Below are 13571 nucleotides of genomic sequence, written 5' to 3'. Positions count from 1 at the left end.
ATCATTGACAGGCGGGACGGCTGCCCCACTATATTGCGCAGTTCGGCGGCTGGGATGCAGGCGGCGAGCGTTTAATGTTGAACCAACTTACTATCTCGGAATTGGCTACAAAGCTGGCGCGGCGTGAAGTCTCGGCACGAGCGGCCACACAGGCTTGCCTGGACCGCATTGCGCGCGTGGACGGACAAATCCGCGCGTTTATCAGCTACGACGCGGCGGATGCGCTGGCGCAAGCCGATGCCGCCGATGCGGCCCTGGCCGCGGGCCAGACTCACGCGCAGCGGCCTTTGCTGGGCGTGCCGATCGCCGTCAAGGACGTCATCGCGGTAAAGGGACAGCCGCTCAACTGCGGTTCGCAGATTCTCAAGGGCTTCGTTTCGCCCTACGACGCAACGGTAATCGAGAAGCTCAAAGCCGCCGGGGCGGTGGTATTCGGGCGGCTGAACATGGATGAGTTCGCGATGGGCAGCTCGACCGAGAACTCGGCGTTCCAGGTCACGTGCAATCCGTGGGACACCTCGCGCATCCCGGGCGGCTCTTCGGGAGGCTCGGCAGCGGCGGTGGCGGCGGACGAATGCGTGGCGGCGCTGGGCTCGGACACCGGGGGCTCGATCAGGCAGCCGGCCTCGCTGTGCGGTTGCGTTGGGCTCAAGCCCTCGTATGGGCGCGTGTCGCGCTATGGGCTGGTGGCGTATGCTTCGTCGCTGGACCAGATTGGTTGTTTCAACAAGCAGGTGCGGGACGCGGCGACGGTGCTGAGTGTCATTGGCGGGCACGACCCGCGAGACTCGTCGTCCGTGCCGCAGCCGGTGGCGGATTACACGGCGGGCCTGGCAGGCAGCATCAAGGGTCTGAAGCTGGGGTTGGCGAAGGAATACATGATTGGGGGGCTGGACCCGGCAGTGAAGCGGGCGATCGAGGCGGCGGTGGAGCAGTTTACCAAGCTCGGGGCGGAGGTGGTGGAGGTGTCGCTGCCGCACACAGACTACGCGATCGCGACCTATTACATCATCGCGACGGCGGAAGCGAGCGCCAACCTGGCCCGCTTCGATGGCATCCGCTACGGGATGCGCGTGGACGGGGCGGACCCGGTTGAGATGTATGGCCGCACGCGCGGGACCGGTTTCGGCGCCGAAGTGAAGCGGCGCATCATCCTGGGCACTTACGTATTGAGCAGCGGTTACTACGACGCCTATTACCTGCGCGCGCAGAAGGTGCGGACGCTGATTCGCCAGGACTTCCTGACCGCGTTCGAAAAGGTGGATGCCATTCTCACGCCAACCTCCCCCACCGCCGCGTTCAAGATCGGCGAGAAGTCGGAGGACCCCTTGCAGATGTACCTGATGGACATCTTCACCATCTCGTGCAACCTCGCCGGCATCTGCGGCTTGGTGGTGCCGTGCGGTTTCACTGGTCCGCAACCCCGGCTGCCCATCGGCCTGCAGCTTCTGGGCAAGCCGTTCGGCGAGGAGACAATCCTGCGCCTGGGCCACGCCTACGAGCAAAGCACGGAATGGCACAAAAAGAAGCCCCCGATCAACGGGTAGCCCGTCATTCCAATACAACAACTACCGCTCAGAGCCAAAGTGCCTGAACCATAATCAGGCCGCGGGGGAACTTCCGTTCCCTTCGGGCGTGATCGGCTCGCCGGCCTACAGCTTGCGTCGGCTGGCCATGAAGTAGAGCACGGGAACGGCTGTCCGGCTGATGAGCAGCGAAGCAATCTCGCCGGCCATCAACGCGATAGCCAGGCCCTGGAAGATCGGATCGGCCAGGATCACGCTGGCACCAACCACAACCGCCAGCGCCGTCAGGAGCATGGGCCGAAACCGCACCGCCCCGGAATCCACGACCGCCTGGTCCAGCGGCATGCCCTCGGCAAGGCGCAGCTCGATGAAGTCCACCAGGATGATGGAGTTGCGCACGACGATGCCCGCGCCGGCCATGAAGCCGATCATGGAGGTGGCGGTGAAGAAAGCGCCCATGAGACCGTGGGCGGGGAGAATGCCCACGAGGGAAAAGGGGATGGCGGCCATGACGACCAGCGGAGTCAGGAAGGAACGGAACCAGCCGACCATCAGGATGAAGATCAGCACTAGCACGGCGGCGAAGGCCGAGCCGAGATCACGAAAGACCTCGATCGTAATGTGCCATTCGCCATCCCACTTAATGGCAGGCTCGTTGTCGGTAAAGGGCTGGCTGGCGTTGTAGACCTTGAGCGGCGCACCGCTGCCGCCATACTGTCTGGTGTCGAGAGCCGCGAGGGCCTTGTTCATCTGCTGGATCGCATATACCGGACTCTCTATCTCGCCGGCCACGTCGCCGATCACGTAGGTGACCGCCTTGAGGTTCTTGTGGTATCGGCTCTTGTCCACGAGGCTGGACTCCACCTTGACCAGCTCCCGCAATGGCACCAGGGGACCGGCGGTGTTGGCACCGCGGACGCGCAGCGCAAGCAGATCCTCGGGGGAAGTGCGGAGCGATTGGGGCAAGCGCGCGATGATCAGCAGATCCTCTTTTTCGCGCGGCAGGTGGAGCAGATCCACCGCGGTGCCGCCGACCGCCAGCTTCAGGGTTTGTGCGATGGCTTCCTCGGTGATGCCGTGCAAGGCGGCCTTCTCCTTGTCCACCACGAACCGCGCCTTGGCCTGGTCGGACTCGATATACCAGTCGGTATCCACCACGCCCGGCGTGTTGGTGAAGATGTTGATGACCTGGCGGGCCAGCGCCAAGCGGCTGGCCTCGCTCGGCCCGTAGATTTCCGCCACGAGCGTCTGTAGAACGGGCGGGCCCGGCGGGACCTCGGCGACCGCGACCCGGGCGTCGTACTTGGCGGCGATCGCGGCCACGCGCGGGCGGACGTGTTTGGCGATGTCGTGGCTCTGGGCCTTGCGCTGGCTTTTGGGTACGAGGTTGATCTGCAAGTCCGCAATGTGCGGTCCTCGCCGCATGAAGTAGTGGCGCACCAGGCCGTTGAAGTTGAAGGGGGCGGCGACGCCAGCGTAAACCTGGTAATCCGTTACCTCCGGTTCAACCCGCACGGCGGCGCCGATTTCGCGCGCGGCCTGTGCGGTCAGTTCGAGCGCGCTGCCTTCGGGCATGTTCAGGATGATCTGGAATTCGCTCTTATTGTCGAAGGGCAGCATCTTCACCTTCACCCAGCCAAGCCCGACCGTGGCCATAGCGGCGAGCAGCAGCGCGACAATCCCCGCTAGAAAAGCCAGCCGCCAGCGGGCCTTGGCAATCAGCGGCCCCATGAAACGCCGGTAAAGCCGGGTGAAGAAATCTTCCTCGTGCTCGAAATGCGAGTGCGGCTGGCCGCCTTCGCCCACGGCGGGCGAGGCGGCGGCAGGGCGCGAATACTTACGGCCCCAGCGCAGGATGCGGATCGCTGCCCAGGGGGTGACGATGAAGGCGATCGCCAGCGACCAGAACATGGCGGCGCTTGCACCGGTGGGAATGGGGCGCATGTAGGGCCCCATCAAGCCGCCAACGAACGCCATGGGCAACACGGCTGAGATGACGGCGAAGGTGGCGAGAATTGTTGGATTGCCAACTTCGTTCACCGCCTCGACCGCGATTGCCGGCCACGGGCGGCCTTGATTACGCGGCAGGTGGAAATGGCGGACGATGTTCTCGACCACGACGATGGCGTCATCCACCAGAATGCCGATGGAGAAGATCAGCGCGAAGAGCGTGATGCGGTTGAGCGTGTAGCCGTGGAGGTAGAACACCAGCAACGTCAGGGCCAAGGTACAAGGAATGGCGATGCCGACGACAATGGACTCCCGCCAGCCGAGCGTCAGTAGAATGAGCAGGGACACGCCAATGACCGCGATGCCCATGTGCAGCAGCAGTTCATTGGACTTCTCCTCCGCCGTTTGGCCGTAGTGACGGGTGATGGCCACTTGCACGTCGTTGGGAATGACCCGGCCCTTGAGCGCGTCAACTTTCCTGAGCACATCGTGCGCGACCGAAATCGCATTGGCGCCGGGCCGTTTGGCGATGGTCAGGGTGACCGCGGGCTCCTCCGCGAATGTGCCAGCTTTCGGATGTTCGGAAGCCGCGTTCCCCTCGCCAGGCGCCGCCCCAGCCCCAAAGAACACATATTGGCTGGGCTCCTCGGGCCCGTCCACGATTTCCGCCACCTCGCGCAGGTAGACGGGCTTGCTGCCGTGTACGCCGACCACGACATTGCCGGCGTCCTTTGCGCTGGCGAGGAAGCTGCCGGCCTGCAGCACGACCTCACGGTTGTCGCCTGTGAGTGAGCCGGCCAGTTGTTGGCGGTTGGCTGCCTGCAGCCGTGGCAGGATCTCCGCCGCGCTGAGCTGCCGCGAGGCCAGCCTGGCCGGGTCGAGCAGGACGCGCAGTTGCCGGCGATCTCCGCCGATGAGCGTTGTCTCCGCCACCAGCGGCACCTGCTTCACCGCGTCGTCCACTTCGGCCAGGATGCGGCGCAGGGTGTAGTGGTCATACCCCGGTCCGTGCAAAGTCAGCGCCAGGATCGGCACGTCGTCAATGGACCTGGGCTTGATCAGCGGGTAGGAGACGCCGAAGGGGATGCGGTCGAAGTTGGCCTGCAGTTTCTGGTTGAGGTAAACCAGGCTGCGCACAATGTCCTCGCCGACCTGGAAGCGCACGATCGCCAGGCACTCACCCTCACGCGAGGTCGAGTAGATGTATTCGACGCCGGGGATTTCCCAGAGCAGCTTCTCCATCGGCCGGGTGGCGCGCTCTTCGACCTCCTTGGCGCTGAAACCCGGCATCGAGACCAGCACGTCAATCATCGGCACCTTGATCTGCGGTTCCTCCTCGCGCGGCAGGAGCCAGGTGGCCGCCGCGCCCAGGAGAATCGAGGTGACAACGAACAACGGGGTCAGCTTGGAATCAATGAACGCCCGGGCAATGCGCCCCGCGAACCCCAGGTGGACCGAGTCAGGTTTGGACCCTGCTGTGCTCACAGGCCCAGGTTATTGGACTTGAAGCGGCTGACCGTCGCGCAGGGTCGCCGCTCCTTCGACCACTATCGCTTCGCCGGCGGCCAGGCCGGACAGAATCTCGATGCCTTGCTCCGCCTGCTTGCCGCTCCGCACCAATCGCATCTGTGCTTTGCCATCCGCGGCAACAAACAAGACTTCAAGCTGGCCCCGCCGGACCAGCGCCTGAGCCGGCACAAAAAGGCACGACTTCTCGCCAGCCGGCACCGCGAGCCTTCCAAATAGCCCGGCACGCAGCCCCCGGGTTTCCGGCAGGTCCACCTTCATCAGCACTGTGCGAGAGGCCGGATCAGCCCCCGGCGCGATCTCGGCCAAGGTGCCGGTGAGGGGATCCGGTAGCGTCTCCACACGCACGGCGACTTTGGCCCCGGGCACTATATGGCCTGCGAGCACGCTCGGCACGTCGGCCACCAGGCGCAAGCCCGCGCGACCTTCCAACTCGAGCAGCGGCTTGCCCGGCATCGCCAGGTCGCCCTCGTCGGCAAGCTTGCGGGCCAACACACCGTCGAACGGGGCGATGATCTTCGCGTAGCCTGCCAGCGCCTCCGCTTCCGCCAAAGCTGCCTTGGCGACATGGTAGCGCGTCTGCGCCGCATCCAACTCGGCCTGGGTAGCGGCGTCTTGCTTGCGCAGATTGGCGGTGCGGTTGAAGTCCAGCTCAGTCTGCCGCAACGTCGCCTGGGCCTGGTCGAGCCTGGCCTGAATCTCCTGCGAGGCCAACTCCACCAGCACGTCTCCCTGTTTGACGGCCTGCCCGAGTGTAACAGCGAGGCGGGTGATGCGGCCGCTGATCTTGGCTTCGAGGGCTGCCCGCAGCTTTGGCTGCACCGTGCCGACAACTTCCTCCACCGCCGGCTGCTTCACGCTCTCGATCCTTTGCACCCGAACGCTGGCCGACGGCAAGGTGTGCCCGGCCACCGCCGGCCGCTCAGACTTATTCCCGCAGCTGGGAACGGCCGCTACAAGGCCTAATAACATAAGAGGCAGAACTTGTTTCATGGCGGCTGGCCTCTTCGAGATGGCGGCCTTGCTGCCGGGACCACTCTGAGCCCTGCCAGAGCGCGGGGAAAGACGGGTGAAGACTCTCATTTGACTTCCGTTTGCGATTCCAGTTGCGGCAGGCCAAGCCCTTTGCGCAGAGCGGCAATGGCGATCTGTCGGTCGGCCTCGGCTTCAGCGCGGCGCACGCGAGCGGCGACCAGCGCGGTCTCGGCGTCAATCAAATCCTTGGGCAGTGCCAGCTCCTGCTCGAAGCGGGCGCGGGTGAGGCGGGCGCTTTCTGTGGCCTGGGCGATCGCCTGCTCCGTTACGCCAAGCCGTTCATCGGCGGCCTTCAGGTCGAGGCGGGCTTGCTCGACTTCGAGGTCCAACGCCAGACGCAGCTTGCGTTGTTCCTCGCGGGCGGATTCGAGGTTGGCATTGGCCTCCCGGACCTTGGCGCGGGTCAGTTTTCCGTCCCAGAGGTCCCACTGGAGCAGCGCGCCGGCAGTCCAGCTGCCGCCACCGTGGTCGTAGTTCCAGCCGTAGTCGTAATCCAGGCTGCCAAAGGCGCTAAGGCGGGGGAGATAACCTCCCCTGGCGGCACGGGTCTGTTCCTGGGCCGCCCGTTCGCGGTGGCGGGCGGCGGCCAGTTCCGCGCGCCCGGAAAAATCGCCTGAGTCCGGCGCAGTAACGGCCGGCGCCGTGTCGGTGATTTCAAAGTCGCCCTGCTCAACGCCCAGGAGATTTCGGAGCGCGCGCATCGCCAGCGCGTTTGCGTTGCGGGCGCGCACGAGGTCTTCGCGCGCCTGCGACAGCCGGACCTCGATGTCGAGCACGCCGCTCTTGAGCAGCGTGCCGCCGTCGAGGCGCTTCCTGGCGACGCCCAGGCTGCTTTCGAGTGAACTAACTGCCGCCTCGGCGGCCCGGACGAACTGCCGCGTCTTCAGCACAGTGTGGAAGGCGCGGGACACCTCGAAGCCGAGGGCGTTGCGGACGGCGGCATTGTCCTGCCGGGCGGCTTCCGTGTTTGCGACGGCCGCCTTGCGCGCGGCGACGTTCTTGCCGCCAGCGTAGAGCGGAACCGTGACCAGGCCCCGGGTGTTCAGGTTGTCCACCGTCGGCAAGTCATTGAAGTCTGGAGGCGAATTGTAGTTGTAGGCGCGCTGGTTGAGGATGCTGCCGAAGACCTGCATGGGATTGTCGCTGCCGGTGTAGCTGGACTGGAACTGCACGCGCGGCCAGAAAGCTGCGTTGGCCTGGTCCAGACCCGCCTGCGCGGCTACGATGCGCTGCTGCGCCAGGCGCGCGTCCGGATTAGCCGTTAGGGCCTGCTGGAGCGCGCGCTCCAGAGTCCACGGCTCGCCAGCAAGGGCCGCCAGGGGCCACAAAAGCGCCAGCCCGTAAATGCCACGGGCCTTCGTCACTTGTTATCGCACCGCTCACCGGCCTTCTCCGCCTGGCCGCAGCAAGAGCAGCCAACGCCGGCTTTCTTGAGAATGATCTCCAGGGGACAGAACCTGGTGAAAGACGATTGGAGCAGGTTGAAGCCGACAAAGGCGGTAAACCAGAGCCAATATGGGCTGTGATAGTGCGCCAACAGCAGGCTGAGGAGTATGAATGTGCCGGCAACGCGGCGGATGATCATTTCCATTTTCATTCAGAGATGAGTCGCGTTGTCCTGGATCAGTGAATACTGCTGGCGACCAGCGCTCCGACCACACTGCCGTACAGGGTGCTCATGACCGGATTGCTCGTCAACGGACAAGTGCCGGTCGAGCAGCCAACGAACTTGTAGAAGGCGAAACCCAGTCCGCCCCCCACGACCACTCCGATAACGATGCGCAGAATCATACTATGTCTTGTCTTCAATACGCTTCATACCGAGTCGCGAGCCGCGAGAAAGTTACATGAAATCGGCGTCCGCGCGCAGCAGCCCCCCATGGAGGCATCCAACCCGAACGGAAAGCGTGCCGCCAAGAGGGCCGCAGGACCAATCCGGGCACTCGACTCAGCCATGTCCCCGGTTCCAGCCACCACCGAATCCGCCGTTGCATTTGCACCGGATTGCGGCTTGAATATGTTCTGCTTCCCGCGAAGCCGATGAAGCGACGACGAAACAAGCCCGCCAGCACATTGCCCGCGCAACGCAACTTCCCCGGCGACAAAGCGAAAGTCCCCCCGAGCGCAACCCCGTCCGCCCGCCGTCGGGCTTTCTTTTCCCACCCGGCATGGTGGATCACCCTGGGCCTGTTCCTTGGCACATTCTGGGTGTTCCTCCCCGCGCGGACTTTCGAGTTCTTTCGCTTCGACGACCCACACTACATCCTCGACAATCCGCACGTTAAAGCCGGCCTGACCTTCGAGGGGCTCGCGTGGGCGTTCCGCGCCACCCACGCGGGCAACTGGCATCCCCTCACCTGGCTCTCCCACATGCTGGACTGCCAGTTGCTCGGCTTAAGTGCCGGCCGCTTTCATCTCGTCAATGCGCTTCTGCATGCGGCCAACGCGACGCTGCTCTTCCTTGCCTTGCGGCGCCTGACCGGCGCCATTTGGCGCAGCGCGCTGGTCGCCGGCTTGTTTGCGTTGCACCCGCTGCATGTCGAATCCGTCGCCTGGATTTCCGAACGCAAAGATGTCCTCAGCGCCTTGTTCTTCATGCTCACCCTGCTGGCTTACGCTCGTTACGCCGAACTCCGAAGCCCTGCCGGCTCAGTGAGAGATCAGGGAGTTGCATCCACCGGCACGGAACAGGCATCACCCGCCCTGCGCCCATCCTGTATCCTCTATCTGCTCGCGCTCTGCTGCTTCGCCCTCGGCCTGCTCTCCAAACCCATGCTGGTCACCGTGCCCTTTGTCCTGCTCCTGCTCGACTTCTGGCCCTTGCAACGCACTCCGCGCTTGCGCTTCCTGAATCGGAGTCCTTCTCCGGCAGGGCTTGAGCTTCCCCGCGCGCAGCCCTGGTTTGGCCTGCTGCTGGAAAAGATGCCTTTCTTCCTCTTGGCCATCGCGCAAAGCCTGATCACTCTCTGGGCTCAGAAGGCCGAAGGGGCCGTAGCGGCTTCTGGCCAGTTGCCCTTCCTGTGGCGCCTCGGCAACGCGCTCATCGCCTATTGCCGCTATCTCCAAAAGATGTTCTGGCCGGACCAACTGGCGTTTCTCTATCCCCACCCCGGCAGGTGGCCCATAGGTATGGTGGTTGCCGCTGCGGGACTCCTGACGGTCATTTCCCTCGGCGCGCTTTGGCTGGGGCGCCGCCGGCGCTACTGGCTGGTCGGCTGGCTCTGGTTTCTCGGCATGCTAGTGCCGACGATAGGTTTGGTGCAGGTCGGCCAGCAATCGTGGGCCGACCGTTACAGCTACCTCCCGCTCATCGGGCCTTTCATCATTCTAGCCTGGAGCCTGGGCGATCTGGCAAGAACCTGGGGCTGGCTCAAAGCGCCCGTAGCCGCCGCTGCCGCCGCACTCGTTTCGGCCTGCGCGGTCCTCACGTCCAACCAATTGGCGCTCTGGAAAAGCACCGAACCCCTCTACTGCCGCGCCCTGGACGTCGCCCTGCAGAACAAGATCTACCGTCGGGCCTATGAGACCATTCCGCTTTATGTTGACCTCCACCTCAGCCTCGCAAGGGACTGGATTGATGTTGCGCAGACGCCGGCCGAAAAGGAGCAGTTGGTGGCCTATTTGCGGAAGCTGGCCCTGCTCAGACCGAACAGCCCTCCGCTTCAGTTGCTACTCGGCGAAGCCCTCGCCCGGCAGGGAAAATGGAAGGAGGCCGTTAGCGAACTCATCAAGGGCAACCGCTCAGCGCCAAGGGCGACTCTCCCCACCAACATATCCCCCGCCGGCGCAAAGAGCAGGCACAAGCCCTAAACATCAACAACGCCGCCGAAACCAACGGTTCATCACGGATTTCCGAGAAGTGTCAACGGTGACGGTGATCAGCACAGCCGGGACAGCTCAGCCAGAACTGGATGGACCCCCAATCACTAACCCGCAGACTGTCCATATTTTGGACAGTAATGCTGCCTGCCTGCCTTTTCCAGCCCCCTCTGACCATGGCACCTCTGGCTTGAGTTTACGGTGACGGCACGGCGCTGCCCCGGTGTGTATCCCATGGGGAGCGCTCCCCATGGGATACACACCGGGGCAGCGCCGCACTATCAAGCCATCCGCAAGCCAACGCCAGCGCGTGGGACCAATGGAACGGCGCTGTCACCCGTTTGGCGGGGGTGCTGGAGGTAAGCAGGGGAATGCCAGACGACGAATCGCCAGCGAGGTTTTCCGGGAATCCGCGAAGAATCCAGAGACACTCCACCATGGCTGTGGCATCGGTGAGCGACTGGCCCAGCGCGCCGCCTAACTTACGTGGAGTTGTGTGTCTTGCGCAGCGGAGGAACTTTGAGCTCCGGATGCCTCCGAGCTAGTCCAGAATCTGCAGTGTATACTTGCGGGAGAGGGCGCTGTCGTTGCCGGGCTTGCCCATGCGGTTATACTGATAATCGAGTTTATACTGGTATTCGACACTCTGGGCTCCCGGCGGCACAGGGATCAGCCCTTCCCAACGGTTGGTCATGAGCAGGGTGGGCCGCATGTCGTAGGACTCCCTGCCGACCAGGACTTGGGCTTTGGTACTTTGCCAGCGGATGGTCTGCTTGCGGCTGTTGAAGGAGACCTCGACCGGGTAGAGATTGTTGTCGTTGCGAAACTGCTGCTGGGGCGTGAGATTGGTGAGCTGGGTGGCGCAACCGGCCAACAACAGCGGCAAGAGCATTAGCGGCAGAGATTTATTTAACATAACGCCGCAGGCTGGCAGAGCCAGGGAAACATGTAAAGGCGGTTTTTGGGCTGGATTTTGCGTTTGACCCCCCGGCGCCAAGCCGGGTAGGGTGCGCGTTTCTTAACGCACATAGAATTATGTTTGGGACGATTCGCAAGCATCAGAAATGGCTCTGGATAGTCATCATTACGCTTACCATTATCAGCTTCGTCATCTTCTTCTCGCCCTACTCGAACCTGAACGACCGGGGCGGGGGCCGCGCCAACTTTGGCTCGATCAACGGCGAGCGCATCAGCCAGGAAGATTTCATCAAAGCCCGGAGCGAAGTCTTCTTGCGCTCCTTCTGCCTGACCGGCCGCTGGCCGGACGACGAGGCCAAGCGGGGCGGCCAGCTCGAACGGGACATTTATCAGTGGATGCTGATGATCCAGAAGCTGGAGCAATTCGGCATTCAGGTCAGCAGCGACATGGCCGGCCAAGTGGGTCAAGGGATGATCGCCGCCCTCCAGCGGGCCAAGGTGATTCCCTCGCGCGAGGCTTTTCTGCAACAGGTGCTGCCGAGCAACGGCTTTAAGCTGGAGGATTTCGAACGCTTCGTGCGTCATTACGTGGGCGTGCAGGAGTTGGTCTCCACGTTGGGCTTGAGCGGCAAGCTGGTCACGCCGCAGGAGGCGCGCGAGCTGTTCAAGCGCGAGAATGAGGAGCTGGCCGCCGCCGCCGTGTTCTTCTCCGCCTCCAACTACCTCGCCAGCGTGACGGTGCTGCCTGACGCGGTAACGCAGTTTTATTCCAATCGGCTGGCGACGTATCGCCTGCCCGAGCGCGTGCAGGTAAATTACGTCAAATTCGAGCTGACCAATTTCCTGGCGGAGGCCAACGCGGAGCTGGCCCGGATGACCAACCTGGACCTGCAAATCGAGGCGGCGTACCGGGATGGCGGGACCAACTTCCTGCGCGAGGTCGAGGCGCAATCCCTGGATGAGGCGAAGCGCAAGATTCGCGACGCCAACCGAAAGCAAGCCGAGGCGCAAGCCGCCCGGCGAAAAGCAGCGGATTTCGCCAATCCACTTTTCAACCTGGACCCGCTGCGAGCGGAAGACCTGTCCAAAATGGCCAAAGAGAACGGTCTGGCTGTCGGGCTCACCGAGCCGTTTGACCGCGAAAATCCGCCGGCCGACTTGGGAGTGGCGCTCGACTTCGCTCAAAAGGCGTTCGCCCGCACGCCGGATGACCCATTCGCCGGGCCGATCCAGGGCTCCGACGCCGTGTATGTGATTGCGTTGAACAAGAAGATCCCGAGCGAAGTTCCGCCCCTGGAACAGATCCGACCGCAGGTGGTCAGCGAGTACCGCTACAGCCAGGCGCTGATCCTGGCGCGCCAGGCGGGTGCGGACTTCTACCAGACCCTGACCAACGGGCTGGCGCAGGGCAAGACGCCCGCCGCGATCGCCGCAGCCGCCAAGCTGAAGTTGACGGACCTGCCCCCCTTCTCGCTCAGCACGCGGCTGTTGCCCGAGGTGGAGAGACACCTCAATCTGAATCAATTCAAGCATATCGCCTTCTCCACTTCTCCGGGCAAGGTCAGCGATTTCCAGATGACGCCCGACGGCGGCGTCATCCTTTACGTGAAATCCAAATTGCCGCTGGACGAGGCTAAGATCACCGCGAACCTGCCTGATTTTGTCGGCGTCGTCCGCCAGCGACGGCAAAATGAGGCCTTCAATGACTGGTTCCGCCGCGAGGCGGAGAAGGGCCTGCGCGACACGCCGCTGGCTCGCCAGGAGCCGCCAACCATGACCCCGGCGCCGCCAAGCGCCAAAAAATCGTAAGCCTGGGGACAACCCAAAGCGTCGGTCTGCTGCCGGCTTGGATTCCAGACAGCGGATTCATCATTCAGGCAGCCCAGTCCCGCATGAGTGCCGCCATTAAACTCTCTTCGCCCACGACGCGCGAGTTTTGGGAGATCCCAATTCTCTACGAAGACGCGCACTTGCTGGCGCTGGACAAGCCGACCGGATTACCGGCCGCGCCTGACTGTGTTGACCCGGATCGGCCCAGCTTGGTGGCGCTGCTGCACGCGGGCATCAAGCGCGGCGCGCCCTGGGCTGTAGCCGCCGGACGCGCTTTCCTGCTGCCGGCGCACCGGATGGATGCCGAAACGAGTGGTGTGCTGCTGCTGGCCAAGAGCAAACCGGTGCTGGTAACTCTGGGTAACCTGTTTAGCGCGGAGAAACCCGCCCGCGTGTATGTGGCACTCGTACAGGGCGATTCGGCGGAGGCACGGTTCCAGGCCGAAGCCAGGTTGGCCCCCCACCCGACACGGCCCGGCACGATGCGCGCCGACCCCAGGCGCGGCAAACGCGCCATAACGACCTTTGTCGTCCGGGAGAGATTCTCCGGTTTCGCTCTCCTGCAGTGCGAGCCGTTGACCGACCGGCTGCACCAGATTCGAGTCCACCTGCGCGATCTTCGGCTGCCGGTTGTGGGCGACGCGTTGTATGGCGGCCGGCCGCTGCTGCTCTCGCGGTTGAAGCGGAACTATCGCCTAAAGCCGGATCAAACCGAGCGCCCGCTAATGTCACGCTCGGCTGTCCAGGCCGAAAGCCTCGCCCTACCGCATCCCGTCACCGGTGAGCCGCTGACAATAACCGCCCCCTGGCCGAAAGACCTGACCGTGGCGGTTAAGTACTTGCGGCGCTATGCGCCCGCCTAGCGGGCGGTTCGACGGCAGTGGGGACACCGCGATCCTCCCTCTGCGGAAAAAGTCGCCCCGTGGAAGCGCCCAAACTTCAACCGGGAATCGAACACCCTCTATG

General features: G+C 63.6%; 10 protein-coding genes. 4 read left to right on the top strand and 6 right to left on the bottom strand.

All coding sequences use genetic code 11. The features are described from left to right. Positions 1–74 precede the first annotated feature (74 nt). Complete coding sequence (gene gatA / locus P5205_02360) at positions 75–1547, top strand: Asp-tRNA(Asn)/Glu-tRNA(Gln) amidotransferase subunit GatA (protein ID HSA09189.1); 1473 nt, start codon at positions 75–77, stop codon at positions 1545–1547. Between the two features lie 105 nt (positions 1548–1652). On the opposite strand, the gene P5205_02355 is transcribed toward gatA, so the two are convergent. From P5205_02355 to P5205_02335, 5 genes are all read right to left on the bottom strand, one after another. Continuing rightward, positions 1653–4961: an efflux RND transporter permease subunit gene (locus P5205_02355; GenBank protein HSA09188.1), complete on the bottom strand. Its 3309-nt coding sequence runs from the start codon at positions 4959–4961 to the stop codon at positions 1653–1655. 9 nt (positions 4962–4970) lie between these two features. Further along, a complete protein-coding gene (locus P5205_02350) occupies positions 4971–5975 on the bottom strand; it encodes an efflux RND transporter periplasmic adaptor subunit (GenBank protein ID HSA09187.1) in 1005 nt (334 codons plus the stop codon). Between the two features lie 107 nt (positions 5976–6082). Then, complete coding sequence (locus tag P5205_02345) at positions 6083–7402, bottom strand: TolC family protein (protein HSA09186.1); 1320 nt, start codon at positions 7400–7402, stop codon at positions 6083–6085. Next, on the bottom strand, positions 7399–7635 hold the full coding sequence (locus tag P5205_02340; protein HSA09185.1) for a DUF2892 domain-containing protein: 237 nt from the start codon (positions 7633–7635) through the stop codon (positions 7399–7401). The genes P5205_02345 and P5205_02340 overlap by 4 nt, the downstream gene beginning before the upstream one ends. A 26-nt stretch (positions 7636–7661) precedes the next feature. Beyond that, positions 7662–7829, bottom strand: coding sequence for a DUF6132 family protein (locus tag P5205_02335; protein HSA09184.1), 168 nt, complete (start codon positions 7827–7829; stop codon positions 7662–7664). Positions 7830–8078: 249 nt separating this feature from the next. Between P5205_02335 and P5205_02330 the strand changes: the two genes are divergently transcribed. Further along, positions 8079–9848, top strand: coding sequence for a hypothetical protein (locus P5205_02330; GenBank protein ID HSA09183.1), 1770 nt, complete (start codon positions 8079–8081; stop codon positions 9846–9848). A 550-nt stretch (positions 9849–10398) separates the two neighbouring features. Here P5205_02330 and P5205_02325 read toward each other — a convergent pair. Next, positions 10399–10773 carry a hypothetical protein gene (locus P5205_02325; protein ID HSA09182.1) on the bottom strand — a complete coding sequence of 125 codons (375 nt, stop codon included), beginning with the start codon at positions 10771–10773 and terminating at the stop codon, positions 10399–10401. A gap of 119 nt (positions 10774–10892) precedes the next feature. Between P5205_02325 and P5205_02320 the strand changes: the two genes are divergently transcribed. After that, the gene (locus tag P5205_02320) at positions 10893–12584 is read left to right on the top strand and encodes a peptidylprolyl isomerase (GenBank protein HSA09181.1); all 1692 of its coding nucleotides are present in this window, start codon (positions 10893–10895) and stop codon (positions 12582–12584) included. Between the two features lie 83 nt (positions 12585–12667). Next, the gene (locus P5205_02315; protein ID HSA09180.1) at positions 12668–13468 is read left to right on the top strand and encodes a pseudouridine synthase; all 801 of its coding nucleotides are present in this window, start codon (positions 12668–12670) and stop codon (positions 13466–13468) included. The last annotated feature ends 103 nt before the right edge of the window (positions 13469–13571 follow it).

The organism is Candidatus Paceibacterota bacterium (genome assembly GCA_035452965.1).
GTDB lineage: Bacteria > Verrucomicrobiota > Verrucomicrobiia > Limisphaerales > UBA8199 > UBA8199.
This window is presented reverse-complemented; position numbering and strand designations above follow the sequence as displayed.